The 24,353-nt window shown below is 41.4% G+C and carries 18 protein-coding genes; 11 read left to right on the top strand and 7 right to left on the bottom strand.

Going from position 1 to position 24,353, the window contains the following annotated elements; genetic code table 11:
* Nucleotides 1–186: 186 nt before the first annotated feature.
* Both G7092_RS11290 and G7092_RS11295 read left to right on the top strand, forming a co-directional pair.
* Entirely contained in the window at nucleotides 187–1,365 is a 1,179-nt protein-coding gene (locus G7092_RS11290; protein WP_166089249.1) for an AIR synthase related protein, read from the top strand.
* Between the two features lie 155 nt (nucleotides 1,366–1,520).
* Nucleotides 1,521–2,210: a sterol desaturase family protein gene (locus G7092_RS11295; RefSeq protein ID WP_166089252.1), complete on the top strand. Its 690-nt coding sequence runs from the start codon at nucleotides 1,521–1,523 to the stop codon at nucleotides 2,208–2,210.
* A gap of 114 nt (nucleotides 2,211–2,324) precedes the next feature.
* Here the strand turns inward: G7092_RS11295 and G7092_RS11300 are convergent, their stop codons facing one another.
* Nucleotides 2,325–5,660: a TonB-dependent receptor gene (locus tag G7092_RS11300; protein WP_166089254.1), complete on the bottom strand. Its 3,336-nt coding sequence runs from the start codon at nucleotides 5,658–5,660 to the stop codon at nucleotides 2,325–2,327.
* A gap of 319 nt (nucleotides 5,661–5,979) precedes the next feature.
* Nucleotides 5,980–7,617, bottom strand: coding sequence for a hypothetical protein (locus G7092_RS11305; RefSeq protein ID WP_166089256.1), 1,638 nt, complete (start codon nucleotides 7,615–7,617; stop codon nucleotides 5,980–5,982).
* A 383-nt stretch (nucleotides 7,618–8,000) separates the two neighbouring features.
* Between G7092_RS11305 and lpdA the strand changes: the two genes are divergently transcribed.
* From lpdA to smc, 8 genes are all read left to right on the top strand, one after another.
* Entirely contained in the window at nucleotides 8,001–9,392 is a 1,392-nt protein-coding gene (gene lpdA, locus G7092_RS11310) for a dihydrolipoyl dehydrogenase (protein ID WP_166089258.1), read from the top strand.
* 195 nt (nucleotides 9,393–9,587) lie between these two features.
* Nucleotides 9,588–10,427, top strand: coding sequence for an MBL fold metallo-hydrolase (locus G7092_RS11315; RefSeq protein WP_166089261.1), 840 nt, complete (start codon nucleotides 9,588–9,590; stop codon nucleotides 10,425–10,427).
* A 238-nt stretch (nucleotides 10,428–10,665) separates the two neighbouring features.
* Nucleotides 10,666–11,526, top strand: coding sequence for a sigma-70 family RNA polymerase sigma factor (locus G7092_RS11320; RefSeq protein WP_090466905.1), 861 nt, complete (start codon nucleotides 10,666–10,668; stop codon nucleotides 11,524–11,526).
* A gap of 241 nt (nucleotides 11,527–11,767) precedes the next feature.
* Nucleotides 11,768–12,592, top strand: a complete 825-nt coding sequence (locus tag G7092_RS11325; protein WP_166089263.1) for an SDR family oxidoreductase — start codon at nucleotides 11,768–11,770, stop codon at nucleotides 12,590–12,592.
* A 55-nt stretch (nucleotides 12,593–12,647) separates the two neighbouring features.
* Nucleotides 12,648–13,442 carry a helix-turn-helix domain-containing protein gene (locus G7092_RS11330; protein WP_166089265.1) on the top strand — a complete coding sequence of 265 codons (795 nt, stop codon included), beginning with the start codon at nucleotides 12,648–12,650 and terminating at the stop codon, nucleotides 13,440–13,442.
* 76 nt (nucleotides 13,443–13,518) lie between these two features.
* Nucleotides 13,519–14,223, top strand: a complete 705-nt coding sequence (gene nfi / locus G7092_RS11335) for a deoxyribonuclease V (protein ID WP_166089268.1) — start codon at nucleotides 13,519–13,521, stop codon at nucleotides 14,221–14,223.
* Between the two features lie 118 nt (nucleotides 14,224–14,341).
* Nucleotides 14,342–15,133, top strand: coding sequence for a PhzF family phenazine biosynthesis protein (locus G7092_RS11340; protein ID WP_166089270.1), 792 nt, complete (start codon nucleotides 14,342–14,344; stop codon nucleotides 15,131–15,133).
* A 424-nt stretch (nucleotides 15,134–15,557) separates the two neighbouring features.
* Entirely contained in the window at nucleotides 15,558–19,100 is a 3,543-nt protein-coding gene (smc, locus tag G7092_RS11345) for a chromosome segregation protein SMC (RefSeq protein ID WP_166089272.1), read from the top strand.
* 20 nt (nucleotides 19,101–19,120) lie between these two features.
* Here smc and G7092_RS11350 read toward each other — a convergent pair whose 3' ends face one another.
* From G7092_RS11350 to G7092_RS11365, 4 genes are read right to left on the bottom strand one after another with little or no spacing between them, the layout of a single operon-like run.
* Nucleotides 19,121–20,698 (bottom strand): S41 family peptidase, encoded by a 1,578-nt coding sequence (locus G7092_RS11350; protein WP_166089274.1) that lies wholly within the window; start codon nucleotides 20,696–20,698, stop codon nucleotides 19,121–19,123.
* A 55-nt stretch (nucleotides 20,699–20,753) separates the two neighbouring features.
* Nucleotides 20,754–21,362 (bottom strand): HAD family hydrolase, encoded by a 609-nt coding sequence (locus G7092_RS11355; RefSeq protein ID WP_166089276.1) that lies wholly within the window; start codon nucleotides 21,360–21,362, stop codon nucleotides 20,754–20,756.
* Entirely contained in the window at nucleotides 21,352–21,660 is a 309-nt protein-coding gene (locus tag G7092_RS11360; RefSeq protein WP_166089278.1) for a hypothetical protein, read from the bottom strand. The genes G7092_RS11355 and G7092_RS11360 overlap by 11 nt, the downstream gene beginning before the upstream one ends.
* Before the next feature lie 3 nt (nucleotides 21,661–21,663).
* Nucleotides 21,664–22,329, bottom strand: a complete 666-nt coding sequence (locus G7092_RS11365; protein ID WP_166089280.1) for an ABC transporter ATP-binding protein — start codon at nucleotides 22,327–22,329, stop codon at nucleotides 21,664–21,666.
* 145 nt (nucleotides 22,330–22,474) lie between these two features.
* Between G7092_RS11365 and sucC the strand changes: the two genes are divergently transcribed.
* Nucleotides 22,475–23,761 (top strand): ADP-forming succinate--CoA ligase subunit beta, encoded by a 1,287-nt coding sequence (gene sucC / locus G7092_RS11370; RefSeq protein ID WP_262889482.1) that lies wholly within the window; start codon nucleotides 22,475–22,477, stop codon nucleotides 23,759–23,761.
* Nucleotides 23,762–23,894: 133 nt separating this feature from the next.
* Here sucC and G7092_RS11375 read toward each other — a convergent pair whose 3' ends face one another.
* On the bottom strand, nucleotides 23,895–24,230 hold the full coding sequence (locus G7092_RS11375; protein WP_076377769.1) for a DUF3276 family protein: 336 nt from the start codon (nucleotides 24,228–24,230) through the stop codon (nucleotides 23,895–23,897).
* Nucleotides 24,231–24,353: the final 123 nt, after the last annotated feature.

Raw genomic sequence — 24,353 nt, forward strand, 5'->3', positions numbered from 1 at the left:
CTCTACAAAGGCAGGTCAACTATACATACTTGCTCTGTACAGCATAGAGATTGCTTCGTACCTCGCAATGACGCGCTTATAATTATGGATTTAAATTCATTAATCCGTATCAATTAGCACCTCTTTAAATTCGTGTAATTAGTATAAATTCGTGACAATTCGTGTCAAAATCATTAGTTTTGCGCCATGGTTTCTTCACAACGTTATGATCAACGTGGCGTATCTGCCTCTAAGGATGATGTACACAATGCAATAAAAAATATCGACAAAGGTATTTTCCCTCAAGCTTTCTGCAAAATTGTACCCGATATATTAACCGGCGATGAGGAATATTGCAATATTATGCATGCCGATGGTGCAGGTACCAAATCATCATTAGCTTATACTTATTGGAAAGAAACCGGCGACATTTCGGTATGGCGCGGCATAGCCCAGGATGCTATCATCATGAATCTTGACGATCTGCTTTGCGTGGGCGCTACGGATAATATCCTGCTGTCATCAACCATCGGCCGTAACAAAAATCTGATCCCCGGAGAAGTGATTACCGCCATTATCAACGGTACTGAAGAAATATTGAGCGAGCTGCGTGATGCAGGAATCGGCATCTACTCTACCGGTGGCGAAACCGCCGATGTGGGCGACCTGGTGCGTACCATCATTGTCGACTCGACCGTTACCTGTCGCATGAAACGCGAGGATGTAATATCCAATCACCGCATCCAGCCGGGTGATGTGATTGTGGGCTTAGCCTCGTACGGACAAGCTAATTACGAAAAAGAATATAACGGCGGCATGGGCTCCAATGGACTGACATCTGCCCGTCATGATGTATTTAACAAAACCATAGCTGATAAATATCCGGAAAGCTATGATGCTGCCATTCCTTATGAGCTGATCTTCAGTGGCAGCAAAAACCTGACTGATAAAATTGACATAGGCAACAACCAATCGGTAACAGCTGGTAAACTGGTATTGAGTGCTACCCGTACCTACGCTCCTATTATCAAAAAAATGCTCGATGCTTACCGTAGTCAGATACATGGCATGGTACATTGCAGTGGTGGCGCACAAACCAAGGTGCTACACTTTATTGAGAATCTACATATTATTAAGGATAACCTTTTCCCCGTTCCACCGCTATTTAAGCTCATCCAGGAAGAATCAAAAACCAGCTGGCAAGAAATGTACAAGGTTTTCAATATGGGTCACCGCATGGAGCTTTATGTGCCCCAGGAAATCGCTGCAGAGCTGATATCCATATCTCAAAGTTTTGGTGTTGACGCGCAAATTATCGGTCGCGTTGAAAAAGCTGATACTAAAAAAGTAACGGTAACATCAGAATTTGGGGTATTTGAGTATTAAAGGAGAAGCAAGATAATAAGAGTCAGGAATCAAGACAGAAAAATATCTATGCATAAAAACATGCTTCAATAGTTGTGTTTTTAAAGACCGTCAACTGTTATTGCTTTTTTCTTGTATCTTGACTTCTTGGTTCTTGACTCCAAAAAAATTCGCCTATGCTCAGGTTCTTGTCGGCACAATCATCTTTTAATCTTTGGGTGATATTTTTGGCCGAGAATCTACTCGTCACTGTACTAGCGTTGCTATTCGGCTGGTTGGTGCTTCAATTTAATCGCAAGCCCATCAAAGCAGCTTCCCGCAAGGAGGTATTCATCTGTATTTTAACCAACGTAATAAATACTGTGATAACCTATGCCGGCTTTTGGCTTTGGAAACATGGTTATATCCTGTTAAGCTATACCTTATCCTGGCGTATCCTCTTTGACTTTGTAACGCTTTTTATACTGATGGACCTGGCCATGTTCCTGTTCCATTACGCTATACACCGTTCTGTATTGTATAAAGCTATCCACCGGTTCCATCATCATTATGCCGATCCTATCCCTATTGATTTGTTTGTACTGCACCCGTTGGAAACAGTAGGTTTTGGCTCATTATGGCTCGTGATGCTCCTGCTATTCAACTTTAATTTTTACGCCGTTTTTATTTACCTGATGGCTAATGTATTCTTTGGCATTATGGGACATTTAGGCATAGAACCTATTCCTCAAAGCATCCGGAAGGTTACTCCCTTTAAGTACCTGGGAACGTCGTCTTTTCATCATCAGCATCATTTAAATATCAATCACAATTTTGGCTTTTATACCAACATTTGGGATAAACTTTTCGGAACTTATAAAGGGTGATTTGGGGAGTAAGGATTTGGGGAACAAGGAGCAAAGATTTCAGGACTATAAAAGAAAAAGCCCGGCCAAATTGGCCGGGCTTTTTCTTTTATAGTCCTGTTTCAGGAGCAAAGATTAGTTAAATATATATCTAACACCTAGCTGAGCCTGGAAACGTGAGAACTGGCTGAAATCTGTTTTGTATGAGTTAGTAACAGGTATCTGGTTATTAGCATCCAGATAAGGGAATGAGTAAGTAGCTCTGCCTGTAGTGGCATCTTTACCCATATACCTTAACACGCTTGCTGCACCAAAATTGTTACCGCTTATTGCTGATACCTGGTAGTTACCCCAGTTACGGTTCAATAAGTTAGTGAAGTTAATTACATCAAAAGTAACTTCAATGGTATTTTTGGTTTTGCCTGCTTTTACAAAAAAGTCTTGTGCAAAGTGCAAGTCAACTCTTTTATAAGTAGGCAATATAGTACCGTTTCTTTGAGCATACTGACCTCTGTGCTGGCTCAGGTATGGATCCTGATTGATAAAGTTGTTTAACTGAGTCCAGATTTGGGCTGGTGTACGTGTATCAACCTGACCATTTGCTGCCTTAGGAGCTGCAACCAGGATAAGATCACTTTGATTTTTAGGAATATACATCAAATCATTCGTAGCACCATCACCGTTAGGGTCATTGGCAGTAAGGTATGATATAGAACCATTGTTTGATGCTTCAAATACTAAACCAACAGTAGTAGCTAAGTTTTTAGCGTACTCTTTACGGTATGATACGGTTGCAATGATACGGTTTGGCTGTACATATGAACTGTTCGACAGGTTATCTGCATTTGGGTTACCTGCAACATAGCGGGTATTCCAAATGGTTGCAGCAGTTGAACCACCGTCGTTAACATCTTTTGATTTGGTGTAAGTGTAAGCTACACTGGCAGCAAAACCATTGGTAAAGCTTTTTTGTAACTGACCGGTAACAAAGTATGAGAAACCTTTGCTGGTGTTTTTCATATAATACAAACCGGTAATTGATGGGTTTTGAGCGGTTGCCGCTGCTGCTGCTGGTGTAGTGTTTTTAGAATCATACTGTATTTGACCTTCAACACCCGGAAGTGTGGTATAGCCATCAGACAATACTAAGTTCTGGTGATAGATAGCACGGATATCTTTGGTGTAAGCACCTTCGATAGTACCGATGATACCGCCAGGCAATTTTTGGTCAACAGCCAAGTTTGTTCTCCAGATTTTTGGATATTTCAGGTTCGGATCAGCCACATCTAGTTCATAAGATGTACTGGCAGCACCTGCAGCAGGGCGGTTTGCATTAACATTTGGGTTAAATATTAATTGTTGGTTTTGTGCCGGAGTATTTCCTTTAGCACCATTTACAATAGTATTTGCACCAAATAATAATCCGTTGTTTGAAGCCTGGTTAGATATCCATACAAATGGCACCGGACCGGTAAATAAACCAGAACCACCACGTACCTGGGTAGAGCCATCGCCATTTACATCCCAGTTAAAGCCTACACGAGGTGAAAGTTGCACTCTGTTTTTTGGCAATTTAGATACATCAACATGTGTACCACCCTGGAAAGTAAGCGCAGCCGCATTAGCGTTAGGGGCTAGTGAAGTTGGGAATACGTTATAATCGGCCCTTAAACCATAGGTTAACCTAAAGTTATCGGTAACATGGTATTTATCCTGTACATATACGCTATAGATAGATGCTTTGATTTTAGCAAACGGGAACCCGCTGCCTACCGCTGAATAACGTAAGGTGTAAGCCTGAGCCGGTAATCCATTGATAAAATCAGAAGCTGAATTATAAGTATATAAACCATTGTAATCCGGAGCAAAGCCGTTAGTGTAGCTTTGGATCTGGTTGCTGGTACCAATAGTGAACTCATGCTTACCTGAATAAATGGTAAAGTCATCAGCAAACTGCCATATATTGGTATTTAATACGTTACCAGCAGTATAAAGCTCAGAACCAAAACTGGTTGCTGTGGCATTTGCCGGGGAAGTAACTACACCATTAGCATCAGAAGCGCCGTTGCCGATATCAACCATTGGTAATGTACCATTCCCCAGGAAATTACGATAATCTCTTAATGCCGAATAACCTACAGTAAGTTTGTTCGACATAGAGTTGCTGATACGGGTATTTAACTCTACTATACCAATATTGAAATTATTATTAATGGTGTAGCCTGAACCGTAGAAAGGCAGGGTATTAATTCCCGGCGTACGGGTTGTACCATAACCTATACCAGCATTGGTGATACCTGAGTTACTGGCTGGCTGATCTTTAAATGATTTTAAGTAGAAATATTTCGCACTTAAAGTATTATTTTTATCAATGTTCCAGTCTAATTTAGCGGTTAATTTATTGCTTGAAGTTCTGTAAACATAGTTTTCATAAGCTCCCGGATCATAACCATAGCTGGCTAATTTGGCTTTAATAGCATCTAAAGTGCTGGCCTGAACGTTTGAAACGTTTGCACCACTTAAGCCCGGACGACCGGCAACATAAACGCTTGCAGGTGGCTGGCTGATTCTTTCCTGCTCACCGGATACAAACAAGAACAATTTATTTTTGATGATCGGACCACCTACGGCAACACCATCTGTATGATAATCAAACGGAGTGATTGGCACATTGGTTGTACCTGCATGGTAACCGGTTAATTTGGTACCACGACCATAATAATAAACTGTACCTTTTACCTGGTTGGTACCTGACTTTACTACAGTGTTAACACCAGCGCCGGTAAAGTTACCCTGACGTACGTCATAAGGAGCAATATCAACCTGGATCTGATCGATCGCATCTAATGATATTGGTTGTGAACTGGCCTGGCCCCCCAAAGTACCTGATAAACCAAAAGAGTTGTTGAACAAAGCACCATCAACAGTAATGTTGTTATAAGTACTTGCACGACCACCAAAAGCTAAACCATTAGCAGAAGGTGTTAACTTGGTAAAATCCTGTAATGAACGGGCAATAGTAGGCAGGTTTTCAATTTGCTGACGGCTAATGGTTTCGCGCGCGCCGGTACGTGATGAGTTGATCACTTTACCTTGTGAACCAGTAACTACTACCTCTTTTAAAGAGGTTAAATTATCCTCAAGTTTGGTATTGATCTTTTGATCCTGACCAATTGAAAGCGTGATACCTTCCTGAACAAAATTTTTGTACCCAACAAAACTTACTTTATAGGTGTACGGCCCACCTACTCTTAAGTTTGGAATGTTGTAACGGCCATCTGCGCGGCTTACTGTAGAGTATACAGTACCAGTTGGCACGTGGGTAATGGTTACGGTAGCGCCCGGAATGGCACCCTTGGCATCAGTAATGATACCGTTTATATTGGCGGTTGTAACACCTTGTGCAAAGGCATTCCTGTTAAGGAACATAAAACCAGCCAATAATAATAAAAGAAGTAAAGGCTTCCTCATAAATTGCTTTTTTAATTATACTTTAAGTTGATTAGCGGCAAAGATAAGTAATAGCCTGATTGCCAATGTTAATTTCATGTTAACAATTGTTCCATTTTTTTCAACATTGTCATCAATTAATAATATTAATAACAAGTAAACAGGTAGATATTCTATATCAATTTACCATTATGATATGATTATAAACACAATCCATTCTCATTATAAAGCATTTTTCATATTTATTCTAAAGTAATAACTTGTTAATCAATACGGCAAAGATCAAAATCTTTGCCGTATTGATATTTGGATACATATCTTTGATGCTATATAAATAAAGTTAATTTGACTTAACTTTTAGTCTGAATGCTTTTATTACAGCCACAACAGGACCGCCATTGTTAGGTACCACATTAAACGATATGCGCAGTAAGGGAGTAGACAATATAGTACCACTATTTACAAGTTGTGGTGGCTCAGGTGAAACCGATGACCATGTGCCTTGTATGCCGCCAGGGGTAGTACTTTGCGGCGACCAAGCCTGATATGTTAATTTTTTGTCATAAGGAAAAGCATATAACTCCAGATTATCTACATTTTCTTTTCGGATAGCGGAAGCATATTCATTAGGATAATCAGACAGTAGTTCCTGCTTTAAATTTGTAATAGCTGCTCCTGTAGGCGAATTATTAATTACATCTGGATTAAAAATGATTGAATATGAATTTTTCTCCAACTGGTAACTTACCAAATCATAATAAGTCATATCCTGTACTGCTCTATCATCAGTTTCACCCGGTGAACTATAAGACCATGCACTTTGACTAAAAACGCCGTCGATAACAGGCGGATTACTTAAACAAAAAAGCCCCATGGGTTTGGAATATAACGACAAAAATCCATTTACACTTGCGGTATCAGTAATCCTCGCCCCCGGCATAATTAAACTTGGGGAAAATATTAAAGAGTTATTTTCAATGCTACCTGTTAGATTAATCTGCGCGGAAGTTTTTAGACTTACATTTGTTACAGTTGAACTACTTTTTTCCCCTGAAGAAAAAATACCGCTCAAAACTGATTTGATAATGGATCCTGCCCCTCCTACTACTTGATTTAATCCTGTGGTTAAAATGCCTGTTAAAAACCCATCTAGCTTCAATTTTCCAATATCGCTTGCTACCGAATCTTTAAGGCCTTTATTAGCTACTGACGAAATACCGCCAAAAAGTAAATTACCAAAAAAATTACTAGATGTAGGCGCCTTAGGTTGTGTCAAAGTCCCGGTTACCGTACCTGAAGATGTTCCATTAATAGTCACATTACTGATATTAACTGAATTTACATCCCACTCTAACAAATTTGAAATTGCATCCAATCCTTTAGTAGCCGGATCATATGCCACCTCAAATTCGGCAGCATACCATGTTCCGCTTGCTGATGTTCTGTAAGGTTGTATCAAATTTCCAACAAGTTGTTTATTGGACATATCAACGGCATCACTCGTAGTATAATTTAATAATGATGTCGCGCCATTTTCTTTCAGTTTAAGTGTATGTGATACATAACTACTAGGTATCGGACTGGTTGGCTTCAAATAAAAAAAAGCTCTTAACAAACCCCGGTATTCATTATAAAGCGCAAAAAATTTTGGCGAAACATCGCGTTTTGTACTAAACGTATTATATACGAGTTGCCAGCCATCTGATTGTTTCTTATCGGTAATAAAGGCAGCCGGAAAAGCCTGATTAGCACCAACTGCAAAAGGAGACAAGATAGTTTCAGTTCCGGGTAAAGTTGGCATTACATCAGCTGTTTCCCAATTAAAATTATCAGGCTTAATGGCCAGCGTTTTAATTAAATGCTTGTCTGGATTTTTTTTATTATCATTAACTACCGACGACTTCTTGCAGCCTGGAAACGATAGTAAAACATAACTTACAAATAAGGAGCACAGGAAAAATAATTTTAAAGTTTTCATAGTATTGATTAATATTAAAAATCACAATATAGATATATAATATATTTCAACATATTAAAAAAGTGTTATACTTTCTTTAACAAGGTGAGCTATAATCGCTTATATACAAACTTTACTATAAAGCGTAAGAATATCTTATTCATACAATAAATAATATAAGATAAGACACTTGTAGCTAGAAAAAGTATTCATATTGTATAGCTCAAGAAAACTTAACCTTAATTTAACAGTACCTAGGAACAGCTCTAAATGACATTCTATTGATTTTTCCTTTTCAGCCCTTTTACTTAGCTTTGGGCCATTAAAATTAACGCCTGTGTGCAACAACACAGTTTAGCTTTAATCCGTACAAAGCGAAAATTTAAATTATACATCATTAAAATATGGATTACGATTTAATTGTTATAGGATCAGGCCCGGGTGGTTACGTAGCAGCTATCCGCGCTTCCCAACTTGGTTTAAAAACTGCTGTTATTGAAAAAGAGTCAGTAGGCGGCATATGTCTTAACTGGGGTTGTATCCCTACTAAAGCCTTATTAAAAAGCGCCCAGGTATTTGAATACATCAACCACGCTTCTGACTATGGCATCAATGTAAACGGTACCGGTGAGGTTAATTTTGAATCGGTTATTAAACGCAGCCGTGGTGTTGCTGATGGCATGAGCAAAGGCATCCAGTTTTTGATGAAGAAAAACAAGATCGATGTAGTTGCCGGTTTTGGTAAATTAAAATCAAAAGGTGTTGTTGAAGTAAAGGCCACTGATGGCTCAACCAAACAGATCACCGCTAAACATATTATACTGGCCACTGGTGGCCGCTCACGCGAATTACCAAACCTGAAACAGGATGGTAAAAAAGTGATCGGTTACCGCGAAGCTATGTCGTTACCAAAACAACCAAAATCAATAGTGGTTGTAGGTTCTGGCGCTATCGGTATCGAATTTGCTTATTTCTACAACTCTATCGGCACTAAAGTTACCGTGGTAGAGTATTTAGATAACATCGTTCCACTGGAGGATGAAGAAGTTTCAAAAGGACTGAACCGTATTCTGAAAAAACAAGGCATCAACATCATGACCAGCGCTAATGTAGAGTCTGTTGATACCAGCGGCGAACTTTGCAAAGTGAACGTTAAAACCGCATCAGGTGTTGAGGTATTGGAAGCCGAAGTTGTATTATCAGCCGTAGGTATCTCTACCAATCTTGAAGGTATTGGTTTAGAAGAGAACGGCGTTAAAACCGATAAAGGCAAAGTACTGGTTGATGATTTTTACCGTACCAATGTAGAAGGCGTTTACGCTATTGGCGATATTGTAAAAGGTCAGGCCCTGGCGCACGTAGCCTCTGCCGAAGGCATCATTTGCGTAGAGAAAATTGCAGGTCAAAATCCTGAACCTTTGAACTACAATAATATGCCGGGTTGTACTTATTGCTCACCAGAAGTAGCATCTGTAGGATACACCGAAAAAGCAGCTAAAGAAGCCGGTTACGAAATCAAAGTGGGTAAATTTCCATTCTCGGCATCAGGCAAAGCCAGTGCTGCCGGTAATAAAGATGGCTTTGTAAAACTGATATTTGACGCCAAATACGGCGAATTCCTGGGCGCGCATATGCTGGGCAATAACGTTACCGAACTGATTGCCGAAGTTGTTACAGCCCGTAAGCTGGAAGCTACCGGTCATGAGATCATCAAATCGGTACACCCGCACCCAACCATGAGCGAAGCTGTAATGGAAGCCGCTGCTGAAGCATACGGTGAGTGTATACACTTGTAGTTGTAAGTCAAAATTCAAAAATAAAAAGTCAAAAGCCGGTCGCTTACATAGCAGCCGGCTTTTGTTTTTATATCAATCGGAATGGAGATTTTGATTTTTACTTTTGATTTAATCAGCCGGAACAGAATTTTTGAATTTTGATTTTTTACTTTTGACTTAGCGAAGCCTGAACTTTTGAATTTTGACTTACCTACTATGAAACTCCACACGATAGATACCGGTTTTTTTAAGTTGGATGGCGGCGCCATGTTTGGCGTAGTACCCAAAACTATCTGGAACAAAACCAATCCTGCCGACGATAATAACCTCTGCACCTGGGCTATGCGCTGCCTGCTGGTAGAGGATGGTAAGCGGCTAACCCTGATCGATACCGGCATCGGCAATAAACAGGACGAAAAATTCTTCAGTCATTATTACCTGCATGGCACTGCCACTATGGATAGTTCGCTGGCAGCCCTGGGCTTTCACCGCGATGATATTACTGATGTATTTTTAACGCATCTGCACTTTGATCATGTTGGTGGCGCCGTATTGCGTGATGGCGATAAATTGCTCCCCGCGTTTAAAAATGCGGTTTACTGGAGTAATCCGCAACACTGGGACTGGGCGGTAAATCCTAATGAGCGCGAAAAAGCATCGTTTTTGAAAGAGAATATCATCCCCATACAACAAAGCGGGCAATTACAGTTTGTGGATAGTACAGATGGCATAAAATTTACAGAAAATTTTCATATACGCTTTGTTTATGGCCATACCGACGCTATGATGCTGCCATTGATCAATTATAAAGACAAAAAGATATTGTATATGGCAGATCTGCTGCCATCTGTCGGGCATCTGCCACTCCCCTATGTAATGGCTTATGACATGTTTCCGCTTAAAACACTGGGCGAAAAGAAACTATTTTTAAATGAAGCCGTAGATCAGGAATATATTCTGTATTTTGAACACGATCCTGTTAATGAATGTTGTATATTACAACAAACAGAGCGTGGGCCAAGGCTAAAAGAGGCGTTTAAATTAAGCGATATTTAATAAGTGTTTTAAGAACACCGCAAAAATCATACCGCTTGCAGGTTTAAACAATTAATAATGTAAAAATGAACAATTTGTTAACATTGAAATAGCTAGTCATTCATAATCAACCACTTATAATTGCAATTTGCAGCGTATTTTTTTTTCAAATACAACTTGCAATTATATTTTTTTAGAACAATTTTATAACTTTGCACGTTCTGTACTAAATAGAAAGTACCGAAGGTTTATTAAATAAATGAGACAACTCAAAATAACGCAATCCATTACCAATCGCGAGTCACAATCGCTGGACAAATATCTTCACGAGATTGGTAAAGTTGATCTGATAACTGCCGAAGAAGAAGTAATATTAGCTCAAAAAATACGCGAGGGCGACCAGGCGGCTTTGGAACGTTTAACCAAAACCAACTTACGCTTTGTGGTGTCTGTTGCTAAACAATATCAAAACCAGGGTTTAACCCTGGGCGATTTGATTAATGAGGGTAACCTCGGTTTGATCAAAGCGGCTAAACGTTTCGATGAAACCAAGGGTTTTAAATTCATCTCCTACGCGGTATGGTGGATCCGCCAGTCGATCCTGCAGGCTATTGCCGAGCAATCACGTATTGTGCGTTTACCGCTAAACCAGGTAGGCTCATTAAGTAAGATCAGCAAAGCGTTCTCCAAACTGGAGCAGGAATATGAGCGTGAACCTTCACCGGAAGAACTTGCTGATATCCTGGAAACAACTGTCGACAAGATCTCTGATACGCTGAGCAATTCAGGTCGTCATGTATCTATGGATGCGCCGTTTGTACAGGGCGAGGAAAACACCCTGCTCGACGTACTCGAAAATCAGGAACCTAACACCGACTCCATACTGATCAACGAGTCATTATCGGAAGAGATCAAACGCTCACTTTCAACCTTAACAGAGCGCGAACGTGAAATCATCGTACTGTTCTTTGGTTTAGGAACCAACCATCCGCTTTCATTAGAAGAGATTGGCGAGAAGTTTAACCTTACCCGTGAACGTGTACGCCAGATCAAGGATAAAGCGTTACAACGCTTACGTCACACCTCCAGAAGCAAAATCTTAAAATCATACCTGGGTTAATCTATAAACCCGCAACATATTTAAAAGCCACCGGTAATACTGGTGGCTTTTTTGTTCTTTATAAGAATGCCTGTTAGAAGACGCAAGTATGCGTCTCTACAATTTTTTCCCGTAGAGACGCATACTTACGTCTCCCCACAAATACCACCTGAGCTTTTCAACACATAAACATGAGCTATTAAACACAATCAAATAAGCTGTTTATGCTCAACTTTGTTTCATCAATTCAAACAAAAAGAAAATGAACAAAGTAATTTTAATAACAGGCGCTTCATCAGGTATCGGAAAAGAAAGCGCCAAATATTTCGCCGCCAAAGGCTGGCATGTCATAGCCACCATGCGCAATCCCGAAAAAGAAACAGAATTAAATACTATCGATAACATCCTGGTAACCAAACTAGATGTGCAGGATACCAGCTCAATAGCCCATGCCATTGAAACCGGCATCAGCCATTTTGGTCACATAGATGCACTGGTAAACAATGCAGGTTACGGCCAGATGGGCATTTTTGAGGCCATGAGCAAAGAACAGGTGATCAATCAGCTTGAGGTAAATGTTTTTGGGGTGATGGACACTGTTAAAGCCATCTTACCTCATTTTCGCGAGCGTAAACAAGGCACCATAGTCAACGTAAGTTCCGGAGCAGGTAAATTTACCTTACCCATGTTATCTATGTACTCGGCATCCAAATTCGCGCTGGAGGGTTTTTCTGAGGCATTATCCTTTGAGCTGTCAACACTTAACATCAAGGTTAAAATAGTTGAACCAGGTGGTACTACTACCAATTTCGGCAAGACCAGCCAGGATGTTTTTGCCGCGGGCATTGCAGATTATGATCCGTTTTTGGCTGCCGCAGGTAAAATGTTTGATGCCATGCGCAACGGGTTGGTAACCGCCGAAGATGTGGCTGCGCTGATTTATGAAGCCGCAACCGATAATACCGACACGCTGCGTTACGTCATAGGCAATGATGATTTTATGTTACGCATGAAGGCCCGCGAAGAAATGGCAGACCAGGATTACATGAATTTAATGCGCAGTAGTTTTGAAAAACATTTAAGTTAAAACCTGACTTTCAGAATAGCTGTAATACAGCTATTCTGCTTAACTTTAATTGATCATGAGCCAGGAGAAATTACCGTATATAGTTTACTCGTGTTATTTTAATGCCAGTCGCGGTGGTGAGCACTTTATAGCCGATCATATTTTCAGTTACCAGATTTCGGGCTCCATTGTGACCAACGACGGGCAGCGGGAATATGTTTTTGCCGAAGGCGATTTCAGGTTCAGCAGACGTAATCAGCTTACCAAGTATGTAAAGATCCCGCCACCAAATGGTTCATTTAAAACCGTCGCTATATTTTTTGATCAGCAAACATTGCGCGAATTCAGCGATACCTTTGGTTACACTGCTTCAAAAAAAGAGCCGACACCCGGGCTTATTAAACTCCCCGCGAGCAAGCTCTATAAAAATTTTATCGACTCCCTGCTCCCCTACCTGGAATCAGAACAACTGCATGACCAGGAACTATTTAAACTCAAAGTAAAGGAAGCCCTACATATCCTGCTCAAAGTAAACCCTGAATTAAAAAATATCCTGTTTGATTTTACCGAACCCGGAAAAATTGACCTGGAAGGCTTTATGCAAAAGAACTTCCATTTTAAAGTAGGCCTAAACCGTTTTGCCTATCTTACCGGTCGCAGTTTGGCTACTTTTAAGCGCGATTTTGAAAAGATCTTCAATACCTCACCCAGTCGCTGGCTCACCAGGCGCCGCCTGCAGGAGGCCTATTACCTCATCAAAGAGCAAGGTAAGCGGCCATCAGAAGTATACTTCGATTTGGGCTTTGAAGATTTTTCCCATTTCTCTTATGCTTTCCGGCAGGCTTACGGGGCAGCCCCTACTAAGATCTAAAAATTGGGGCAGATGCGAGACATAGTGATGCACCTTCCTCTACAAACAAACCCATCTCTTTTTATGTTCATAAACCATGCAACCCTCCCAGTATGAAAACCTTACAGCGGCGCAGGCTATCGCCTATCAGCATGAACTGCGCAGGCAAATCGATCTTACTCCGCTGCATAAATCTATTCAAACCATAGGTGGAGCTGATATCTCGTTCAACAAATACTCGGAGGTGGTTTATGCCGGAATTGTATTGTTCAGCTACCCCGAATTAAAGGTAATTGGCACAGCAACTGCCATCAGCGAAACCAAATTTCCTTATATCTCGGGGCTGCTGGCTTTTCGCGAAGTACCTGCTTTGCTGGAAGCCTGGAACAAACTGCCAACAAAACCCGATGTAATGGTTTTAGATGGTCAGGGCATTGCTCATGAACGCCGAACGGGTATCGCCACACATTTTGGCTTGATTACCAACACACCATCCATCGGCAGCGCCAAAAGCCGGCTTACCGGGCGTTATGATGAGCCCGGTAATCATCCATTTGACCAAAGCCCGATGTATGATAAAGGCGAAGTAATCGGCATGGCACTGAGGAGCAAGGCCAATTGTAACCCCATTTATATTTCGCCAGGTCACCGGGTAAGCATGGAGCAGAGTGTGAGTATCATTAAAAATTGCATCCGCGGATATAGGATCCCCGAACCCACCCGTCAGGCACACTTCCTGGTAAATAAAATACGGATTGAAGATGGCGACAACAATAATAGGCAGATTAATCTGTTTGATTAGGCTTTTCTTTGACAAAATTCATCCTTCAATCGAATATAATTACCGATATTTCGTTATGTTGATGTGATTTAATATTCACATAATAAAAAAGTAATTTAGCTCTACCAGAACATTTTTTATGACCATCCCTATATACCAGGCCGACGCATTTACCGATAAATTATTTGGCGGCAACCCTGCAGCTGTTTGTCCGCTCGCCGAGTGGCTGCCCGACGCTGTGATGCAAAAAATCGCCATCGAAAATAACCTGGCCGAAACCGCTTTTTTTGTAAAAACGGATACCGGTTACAAATTGCGCTGGTTTACACCTGAATATGAGATTGATCTTTGCGGCCATGCCACCCTGGCATCGGCACATATATTGTTTACCGAGCTCGGCTTTGAAGGCGATATACTGCACCTTGAAACCGTAAAAGCAGGCACATTAACCGTAAAAAAAGATGGCGATAAATACACTATGGATTTCCCGTCGAGGCCGCCTATCCCTATTGAACAACCGATGGGATTAGCAGAAGCCCTGGGCGACAAGCAACCTGTAGCCTTTTTACGATCAAGAGATTACTTCCTGGTTTATGAAAGTGAGCAGGACATTAAAGATATTACTCCAGATTTTTTCGCACTGTCAAAAATGGATACCGTGGGAGTTATTGTAACCGCACGCGGTGATAACTCCGATTTTGTATCCCGTTTTTTTGCCCCTGGCGCCGGGATCCCCGAGGATCCAGTTACCGGTTCGGCACATTGCAACCTGATACCCTATTGGGCAAAAGTGCTGGGCAAAAACACCCTGCACGCCTACCAGATCTCGGCCCGTCGCGGCGAACTCTGGTGTGAACTCAAAGGCGACCGCGTACAAATGAGTGGCAAAGCGGTGACTTATTTAAGGGGAGAAATCAACGTGGTTCATTAGTTCATTAGTTCATTAGTGAAACTCGTAAAGCTTAAATATTGTTTGTCATCCTGAGGAACGAAGGATCTATTAATGGCCATACTAATCGCAGATCAGATTCTTCGTTCCTCAGAATGACAAAGTTTTTAAATATCTTTTTCTTCTCCCCCGTCAGCAGAACAGCTTCGGGTGAAAGCGGGCCTTGTACGGCAAAGAAACATTTCTGGTGACAAGCCTTTTGGTTACTTTGTGGCTACAAAGTAAAGGCCCTCCCGCGGCCAAGAGCGGGTATACGCCAAGCAAAACCACTCTGTATAATATAGAGATTGCTTCGTTCCTCGCAATGACGCGTGATAAACTAAACCGCCTCAAAAAAAGTTTAATAAAATCATTTTTTTATGATTACTTTGAAGGTTCGATCTTTTATACGGACACAATAATATAAATGCAGCTTACCCGCTTAGAAATCAAGGGCTTTAAAAGTTTTGGAGATAAGATCACCATTAATTTTAATGAGGGTGTAACTGCTATTGTGGGGCCAAATGGCTGTGGAAAATCAAATGTGGTCGATTCCATACGCTGGGTTTTGGGCGAACAAAGCACCCGGATGCTCCGCTCAGAGAAGATGGATAACGTTATTTTTAACGGAACCAAGAGCCGCAAATCGGCCAATCTGGCCGAGGTTTCCCTCACTTTTGATAACACCAAGAACGTACTGCCAACCGACTATTCGCAGGTTACCTTAACCCGTAAGCTTTACCGTACCGGCGAAAGTGAATACCGTTTGAATGATGTGCAGTGCCGGTTGAAAGATATTACCGACCTTTTCCTGGACACCGGTATCGGCTCCGACTCCTACTCCATCATCGAGCTGCGGATGATCGACGAGATCATTACCAACAAGGAGGGTTCGCGTCGTAATTTGTTCGAAGAAGCGTCGGGCATATCCAAATACAAGCTGCGTAAAAAGCAAACTTTTAGTAAGCTTAAAGACACTGAAGCAGATTTGGAACGCGTGGAAGATCTGCTTTTCGAGATCGAGAAGAACCTGAAAACACTGGAGAACCAGGCAAAAAAAACCGAGCGCTATTACCGCATTAAAGAGCAATATAAAACGCTCAGCATTATGCTGGCTTCGTTCCGCATTGTGTCGTTCAGCGAATCGTTAAAGAAAATTGAAGACCAGGAGCAACAGCAAAAAGCCGAAAAAGGTGGTATTGTTGCCCAGATAGATACCTTGGAGGCAGCCCTGCAGCAACAAAAGCTGGATAGTATCACCAAAGAAAAAAACCTGTCGGTTCAGCAAAAAACCACCAATGAGTTTGTGTCCAAGATCCGTGCTTATGAAAGTGAGAAAAAGATCAAGAACGAGCAGCTCAAGTTTCAGCAGGATAAAGAATCCCGATTAAGTGAAGAACTGGAACGCGATAAAAACCAGCTGAATCACGTACTGTACAACATCAAACGTCTGAGCGAAGAGAAGGCCATGGAGGACGAAAACCTGCAGGCCATCCAAAGCAAAGTAACCGACCTGAAAGAAGCAGTTGATGAGCTGCGGCAACAACAAACCGAAGCCCGTAATGAGCTCAATGAGCTTACCAATATCAATACCCGCTTACAAAACCAGGCTTACAAAGCCGAAAAGGATATTGATATTTTACAGATCCAGCAGCAGGCCCTGGAACAGGAAAGCCAGCGCAACATGGAAGATACCACCAACAAGGAGGTGGAGCTTTCGCACTTTAACCAGGTGGTTGCCGAGCTGCAAACCCGCAAGGAAACATTGGATGATGAATACCAGGCATCTTTAGAGGCAGAAAATAAGCTTAAAGAGCAGATTGTTACAACAGAAACCGAGCTTACCGAGATAAAGGATACCATTATTAAGGAAAGCCGCAAGCTGGACGCCAAGCAAAACGAATATAACCTTACCAAAAGTATGGTCGACAACCTGGAAGGTTTCCCGGAGTCGATCCGCTTTTTGAAAAAAAATACCGACTGGGCCAAAAACGCGCCGCTGTTTAGTGATGTGCTTTTTTGCCGCGAGGAGTTCCGTGTAGCCATCGAAAACTATTTGGAGCCCCTGATGAACCATTACGTGGTAGAGAGCTATGACGAAGCTATAAAGGCCATCAATTTGCTCAGCACTGCTTCAAGGGGAAGGGCACACTTCTTCATCCTCGAAAATTACAGCGAAACAGCGCCAACCGAGCCTGCGTTTGAAAACGCCGGCGCAGTATCAGCACTTAAAGTAATTGAGGTAGACAAACGCTACACCAACCTGTGTAATCACCTGTTAAAAAATGTGTACCTCGTTGATGACGATAAAGATCAGCAGATCAACAACGCGCAATTGCCCGAGGGCGTGGTATTGATTGGTAAAAGCGGCAAGTTCAACAAATCAAAATATACCATGGCCGGCGGTTCGGTAGGTTTGTTTGAGGGTAAAAGGATAGGTCGTGCCAAAAACCTCGAAAACCTGGCCAAAGAGATCAAAGGAATCGAGAACCAGGTGAATGGCTTAAAAACCCGTGTCGATGATCTGCAAAGTAAACTGGCCGCACTTAAAGCATCTACCAAAACTGCGGAGCTGAATGAACAGCAAATGATCATCAACCGTTTAAATACGGAACTTATTACGGTTAAAACCCGGCAGGAACAGTACCAGACTTTTATTGAAAACAGTCTGAACCGCAAGGAGGATATTGCCCGTAAAATAGCCACCATTACCGAGGAGATGCAAAACCTGCACCCTATGTTGGCCGAACTCAAAACGCAAAAGCAGATCCAGAACGACCTGCTGGTTGAAAAACAAGCCGCGTTTAACGAACTGAACGAATATGTATCGGTACAATCAAATGCCTATAACCAAGAGAATATCCGTTTCCATCAGCAGCAAAATAAGGTATCTGGCCTTGTAAAAGATCTGGATTATCGCGATACCCAACAGGAAAGCCTGGAAAGCCGCATCAAGCAAAACAGTGCCGAATTTGAAAATGTAAAAATAGCCATACAAGACAACCTGAAACAAGCCGACAACTCTGACGAAGGTTTGCTGGAAATGTATGAGCAAAAAGAAAACCTGGAGAAAGCCACCCAACAGGCCGAACAGGAATACTACCAGTGGCGCGGTGTGATCACCGAAAACGAGAACGAAATAACCGCCCTGCGCCGTAAAAAAGATAACAGCGAGGTTATAGAGAACGAGCTGCGCGAAGAACGCAACAATCTGAAGCTGGAGCTAAATGCCCTGAAAGAGCGCCTATCGGTAGAGTTCAACATCGATATTGAAGAACTGCCCGAAACCGAGACCCCGGCCGACGAAAACGAGCAGGATCTGCGTGAAAGGGCCGAAAAGCTCAAACGCCAGTTGGATGACTTTGGAGCTATTAACCCCATGGCGGTAGAGGCTTATAACGAAATGAATGAGCGTTACACTTTCATTCAAGCGCAAAAGAAAGATCTGAGCGAGGCTAAGGCATCTTTACTGGCCACTATACAAGAGATTGACGATACCGCTAAGGAAAAATTCATGACGGCCTTTATCATGGTGCGCGAAAACTTTATTAAGGTATTCCGCTCGTTATTTAACGAGGAGGACTCCTGTGATCTGGTACTGACTGATCCTAACCATCCGCTGGAGTCGGATATTGATATTATTGCTAAGCCAAAAGGTAAACGCCCCCTGTCAATCAATCAGTTATCGGGTGGTGAAAAAACCTTGACCGCCACGGCTATACTGTTCTCGCTTTACCTGTTGAAGCCCGCCCCTTTCTGTATTTTTGATGAGGTTGACGCCCCGCTGGATGATACTAACATTGATAAATTCAATAACATTATCCGCACTTTCTCTAAAGATTCGCAGTTCATCATTGTATCCCATAACAAAAGAACCATAGCCAGCACCGATGTAATTTACGGGGTGACTATGGTTGAACAAGGTATCTCGCGCGTGGTTCCCGTTGATCTCCGGGAACTGGCCGACTAATTATTAACTTATTTATTAGCTTATTTATTAGCTTTTAACGTCAGGAACATAGAGTTTTTGCGGGACGACTGTTTGTTCACCGACAACACTCTGCGCTGATAGTCGCTCATCGCTACTGCATTAGTAGATAGGCTTTGGACCGCCAAGGTTGAACTTGTTGGGTAGGCCCCATTTTGAATGTATCCTATGGCCTGGCTCAGTAAAGTTTCATTAATATCACCAAAGTCATTCTGGATATTCTCTATAACCCGTTTACCTTGATATGTTCCGCCGGTTGCTGTGCTACCTACGGGTGGCATACCTGTATAATAACCGCCTTCGCCATTTGAGTTTTTTGTTTCAAACTCTGGTGTATAAAAGTAATATCCGTTAACGGTAAGATTTGACAGGAAGCCAACTGGTTTACCATAGGTTGTGTCGCCAATTAACTGAACATTCATTTTAGGCTTCACGTTATTGATAGTAAGCTCGCTTGCTGATGCCGTGTTACCAGTTACTAAAAAGAAAACACGATTCACATTTACAGATCCCACTTTTGAAAACTTTTCGATCTGGGCAGCATTCGTGGGCTTAAAATACCCTGTAGAGAATGGCCCCAGTTTTTTTTGAATAATGGGGTATTTATCATTTTGCATATTGGCAGTCCAATAAGTAGTGTTCATTACACTCCCGTTTACGCTTGAGGGCGCAATGAGATTGGTGAGGTAAATGCTCATGAGTACATCACCACCGCCATTATAACGCAGATCGATAATCAGGTCGGTTACATTTTTACTGGCAAAAACATTAAAAACGGAATCAAGGCGGGCCTGTACGGCCGGGTTACTTTTCAGGTCAACAAAACTATTAAATACCATATAACCGGCTGTTTTCCCGCCACTAAGCGCATAAGTATTGGTATAAATAACCGGGTTAACCGTATAACTTTTGGTATTCAGGGTAACGGTTTTCTCGGTACCGTTCGCCTTACGGATCTGAAGGGTTATTGTGCTGCTATTATTCACTGCATTACTTACATATTTGTAGCCTGCATCATTAGCAGGGTCTTTAAGATTGGTAATGTAAATACTGTTCCCGGTTTGTCCGTTAATACCGATGATCTGATCGCTTCGTTGCAAGCCGGCGGCGGCGGCTGGTGAACCCGGCTGAATCAAACTTACCCTGATCACATTGGCATAGGTATAAAAGTAATTAAAACCAAAATCCCCTTTTACAGCATTTAAAGCCTTATTAACCGTACCATCATCAATAAACGAATATTTGGAACTTCCCGGGTTAAAAGGATCATACTCATAAGGCAAGTTATGATTAGCAGGATTTTGTGACTTCTGGGTATAAGCATCAATTTCCTGACTAAGATTAAGCAGATCCGTACTTTGCGCAGTGTATTGCCGGGGATTAAAAATACCATATTCTGGCAAGAAACTATTCCAGTAATAATCTTCCTGGGCAATCATATAAATAGAATCCTGTGTTAGCTGAAGTTTTGTAGCTCCGTTGTTACCGGACCCATTGTTATTATTGCCCGGATCATTTTTTTTACAAGCCGAAACAACAACCACAGCAGAAAAAAGTATGAAGTAAAGTAGTTTTTTCATATAGGATCAGTTTAATAAATGGTTAACGCTTTACAAACAACTATGTTACGTGCGTTTATAAAAATTTGTCTATGTTGATATGATCAATTCCTACAGCTTCGGCACACATCCGGTCAGTTTCGGAGTTTTCGATCATGATAATATCTCTTCTTTCTAAATCATGGTCTTGCATGAGCAGGTGCAAAACGTCTGGTTCGGGCTTTAAGGCGGTTTCTTCAGCAAAATAGCAGGCCAGGTACTTTTCCAATCCGTGCCATTCTGTTTGTTTAATTTTATTTATCTGCTGCGAAATAGGACCGTTAGTTACGATGAACAGCTTTTTACGATCAACAACAATTTCCTGCATCAGCGTCAGCATATTCTGATACAATAACAGTTTTAAAGGCAGTTTAGCCGTAATGAGCAAGTTTTCGAACTTATCCCTATACTTTTCCGCAATCGGGAAAGCTTTGGCAACCTCATTAAAAACAGCGTCCTTTCCTAAAGATGCATACGTATCAACCATAATATTGGTTGTCTGTTTTGCGTCAACTAATTCGGTATACTCCAACAAATTGGCAAACAGGTAATAAACCTGGAATAAATAATCTTTTTCGGGATAAAGCACATCATCCAATTCAAAAATAAAAGCGCTCTTGCGCCCGTCGATATCTTTATAATTCATTTCCCTCAACCAGGATTTTTATATTGTATTCATTAAATAATATTTGGGCCTTTAGCAACAGATCAATTTCTGTTTGCCGAAACAGGTAAATCGCTTCAACGCCCATATCCAAACATAAAGTAAGCATTTCATGCGTATAACTTACCGATTTAGGATCGGGCAAACGGATAAGCTTACCAGGTTTCAGCATAAAATCGGGCAAATCCATATGGTCGCCCATGATAATGTTATCACTGTTTAACTGGTTTTTAAGCTTATAGGCAGATGCGGAATTGGCCGCGGTTATTAGTATACTCACGTTTTAAGCTAAAGGTTGTTCGGCAATTAAACCATCTTTCATTAAAATTGTACGATCAGACAAATTGGCCAGATCCTCGTTATGGGTAACGATTACAAAGGTTTGATTAAAATCTTTGCGCAGTTTGATAAACAATTCATGCAGTTCCAGCGCGTTTACCGAATCCAGATTGCCCGACGGCTCATCGGCAAATATCAGTGCCGGATTGTTGATGAGCGCCCGTGCTACAGCTACTCTTTGCTGTTCGCCACCTGACAGCTCGTTAGGCTTATGGTTTATCCTATCGGCTAAACCCAGTCGCTCCAATAGCTCTGTGGCTTTTTTCTCTGCATCGGGGCGCGATATACCGGCTATAAACGCGGGGATACATACATTTTCAACCGCTGTAAACTCGGCCAGTAAATGATGAAACTGGAAAATAAAGCCAATCTTACGGTTACGAAAATCGCTTAAACCCCGGTTACTTAGTTTACTTAGTTCGATATTATTAATAAACAGCTGACCGGAATCGGGCCTGTCTAACGTACCCAAAATATTGAGTAAGGAGCTTTTACCAGCACCTGATGCGCCAACAATGGTTACAATTTCGCCCTGCTGTACCTCCAGGTCAACCCCCTTCAATATTTGCAGCTGCCCGTATGATTTATGGATAGATGTAGCTTTAAGCATTTTACAAATGTAAAATTAGTATCAAGTAGTTAGTATCAAGTATCAAGATTTTTTACAAGGGAATCTTAATCATATAATCTGCATACAGAAAACGGTCGTGATACTTGATACTAACTACTTGATACTTCCCCTCATTGTAAAGACAATGTTAATAAAAGCAACAAGGGCAAATAAACTCCATTTAGGGCATGAACCTTTGAAACAAAATTGTAGATTTACCGCAAATTCTTCAAAAAACATGAATATTCACGAATATCAGGGTAAAGCTATATTAAAGAGCTTTGGCGTTAGAGTTCAGGAAGGCATTGTTGCCGACAATCCTGAAGAGGCTGTTGCGGCTGCGCAAAAAATGAAGGAAGACTTTGGGTCTGACTGGGTAGTTATAAAAGCACAAATACATGCCGGTGGCCGTGGAAAAGGTGGTGGTGTAAAACTGGCTAAAAATCATGATCAGGTTAAAGAGATTGCCGGTAACATTATAGGTATGCAACTGGTTACTCCGCAAACCGGACCAGAAGGTAAAAAAGTAAAAAAGGTTTTAGTAGCACAGGATGTTTACTACCCGGGCGAAAGTGAAACAAAAGAGTTTTACATGAGCGTATTGCTTGACCGCGCCCGTGGCCGTAACATCATCATGTACAGCACCGAAGGCGGTATGGACATTGAGGAAGTAGCTCACTCAACACCAGAATTAATATTTAAAGAAGAAATTGATCCTAAGGTTGGTCTGCAGGCATTCCAGGCGCGTAAAATTGCGTTTAACCTGGGTGTTAGCGGCGACGCTTTTAAAGATATGGTAAAATTCATCACCGCTTTATACAAAGCTTATGATGCTACCGATTCTTCGCAATTTGAAATTAACCCGGTATTAAAAACATCCGACAATAAAATTTTAGCGGTTGATGCTAAAGTAAACCTGGATGATAATGCATTATATCGTCATCCGGATTACGCTGCGATGCGCGATACCGATGAGGAAGATCCAACCGAAGTTGAAGCCGGTAAATCAAACCTGAACTATGTAAAACTCGACGGTAACGTGGGTTGTATGGTAAACGGTGCCGGTTTAGCTATGGCCACTATGGACATCATTAAACTGGCCGGCGGCGAACCTGCTAACTTTTTGGACGTAGGCGGTACGGCTAACGCACAAACGGTTAAAGCCGGTTTTAACATCATCCTGAGCGACCCGAACGTAAAAGCTATCCTGATCAATATTTTTGGTGGTATAGTACGTTGCGACCGTGTGGCACAAGGTGTTATTGATGCGTATAAAGAAATTGGCAACATCCCTGTACCCATCATTGTTCGTTTGCAAGGCACCAATGCTGCCGAAGCCAAAGAACTGATTGATAATTCAGGCCTAAAAGTATTCTCGGCTATCCTGTTAAAAGAAGCTGCAGAAAGAGTAAAAGAAGTATTGGCTTTGTAATTAAAGTTGATATTTAACATAAAAAAGCGATGGGTTTTGCTCATCGCTTTTTTTATGCTCCCTTAAAACAAAAAACCTGCCTCTGGTAAAAGCAGGTTTTTCTTTATGGTATTAATTTAGTTTTGTTCTGTTTTTATATGTCGAACGAGAAATCATCATCGGCACCGGCAGCTTTAGCTACTTCAGAGCCTTCGCTATATTCATAACGTTTTTCAACTACTTCCTGGTTTGCTTTGATATACTCAACGGTTTCTTTTAAACCTTCAGCAAATTTTTCGAAGTCTTCTTTGTATAAAAATATTTTGTGTTTAATAAACACACCATCCTCCAAACGTTTTTTGCTTTCAGTAATTGTAACATAATAATCGTTTGAACGGGTTGCTTTCACATCAAAAAAATAAGTCCTCTTCCCGGCTCTCACCTTCTTTGAAAAAACCTCTTCTCGCTCTCTATTGTCAAAATCTCCCATAATGAATATACCTGTAATTAGTTTTGGTTGGCATAAATATAAATCAAAATTTGAAAGCGCAAGTATTTTATTGAATTTTATTGAACTTTTTGAAACATTTCCGTCATTTTATTGTGTTTACAC

The sequence above is a fragment of the Mucilaginibacter inviolabilis genome (genome assembly GCF_011089895.1).
Lineage (GTDB): Bacteria > Bacteroidota > Bacteroidia > Sphingobacteriales > Sphingobacteriaceae > Mucilaginibacter > Mucilaginibacter inviolabilis.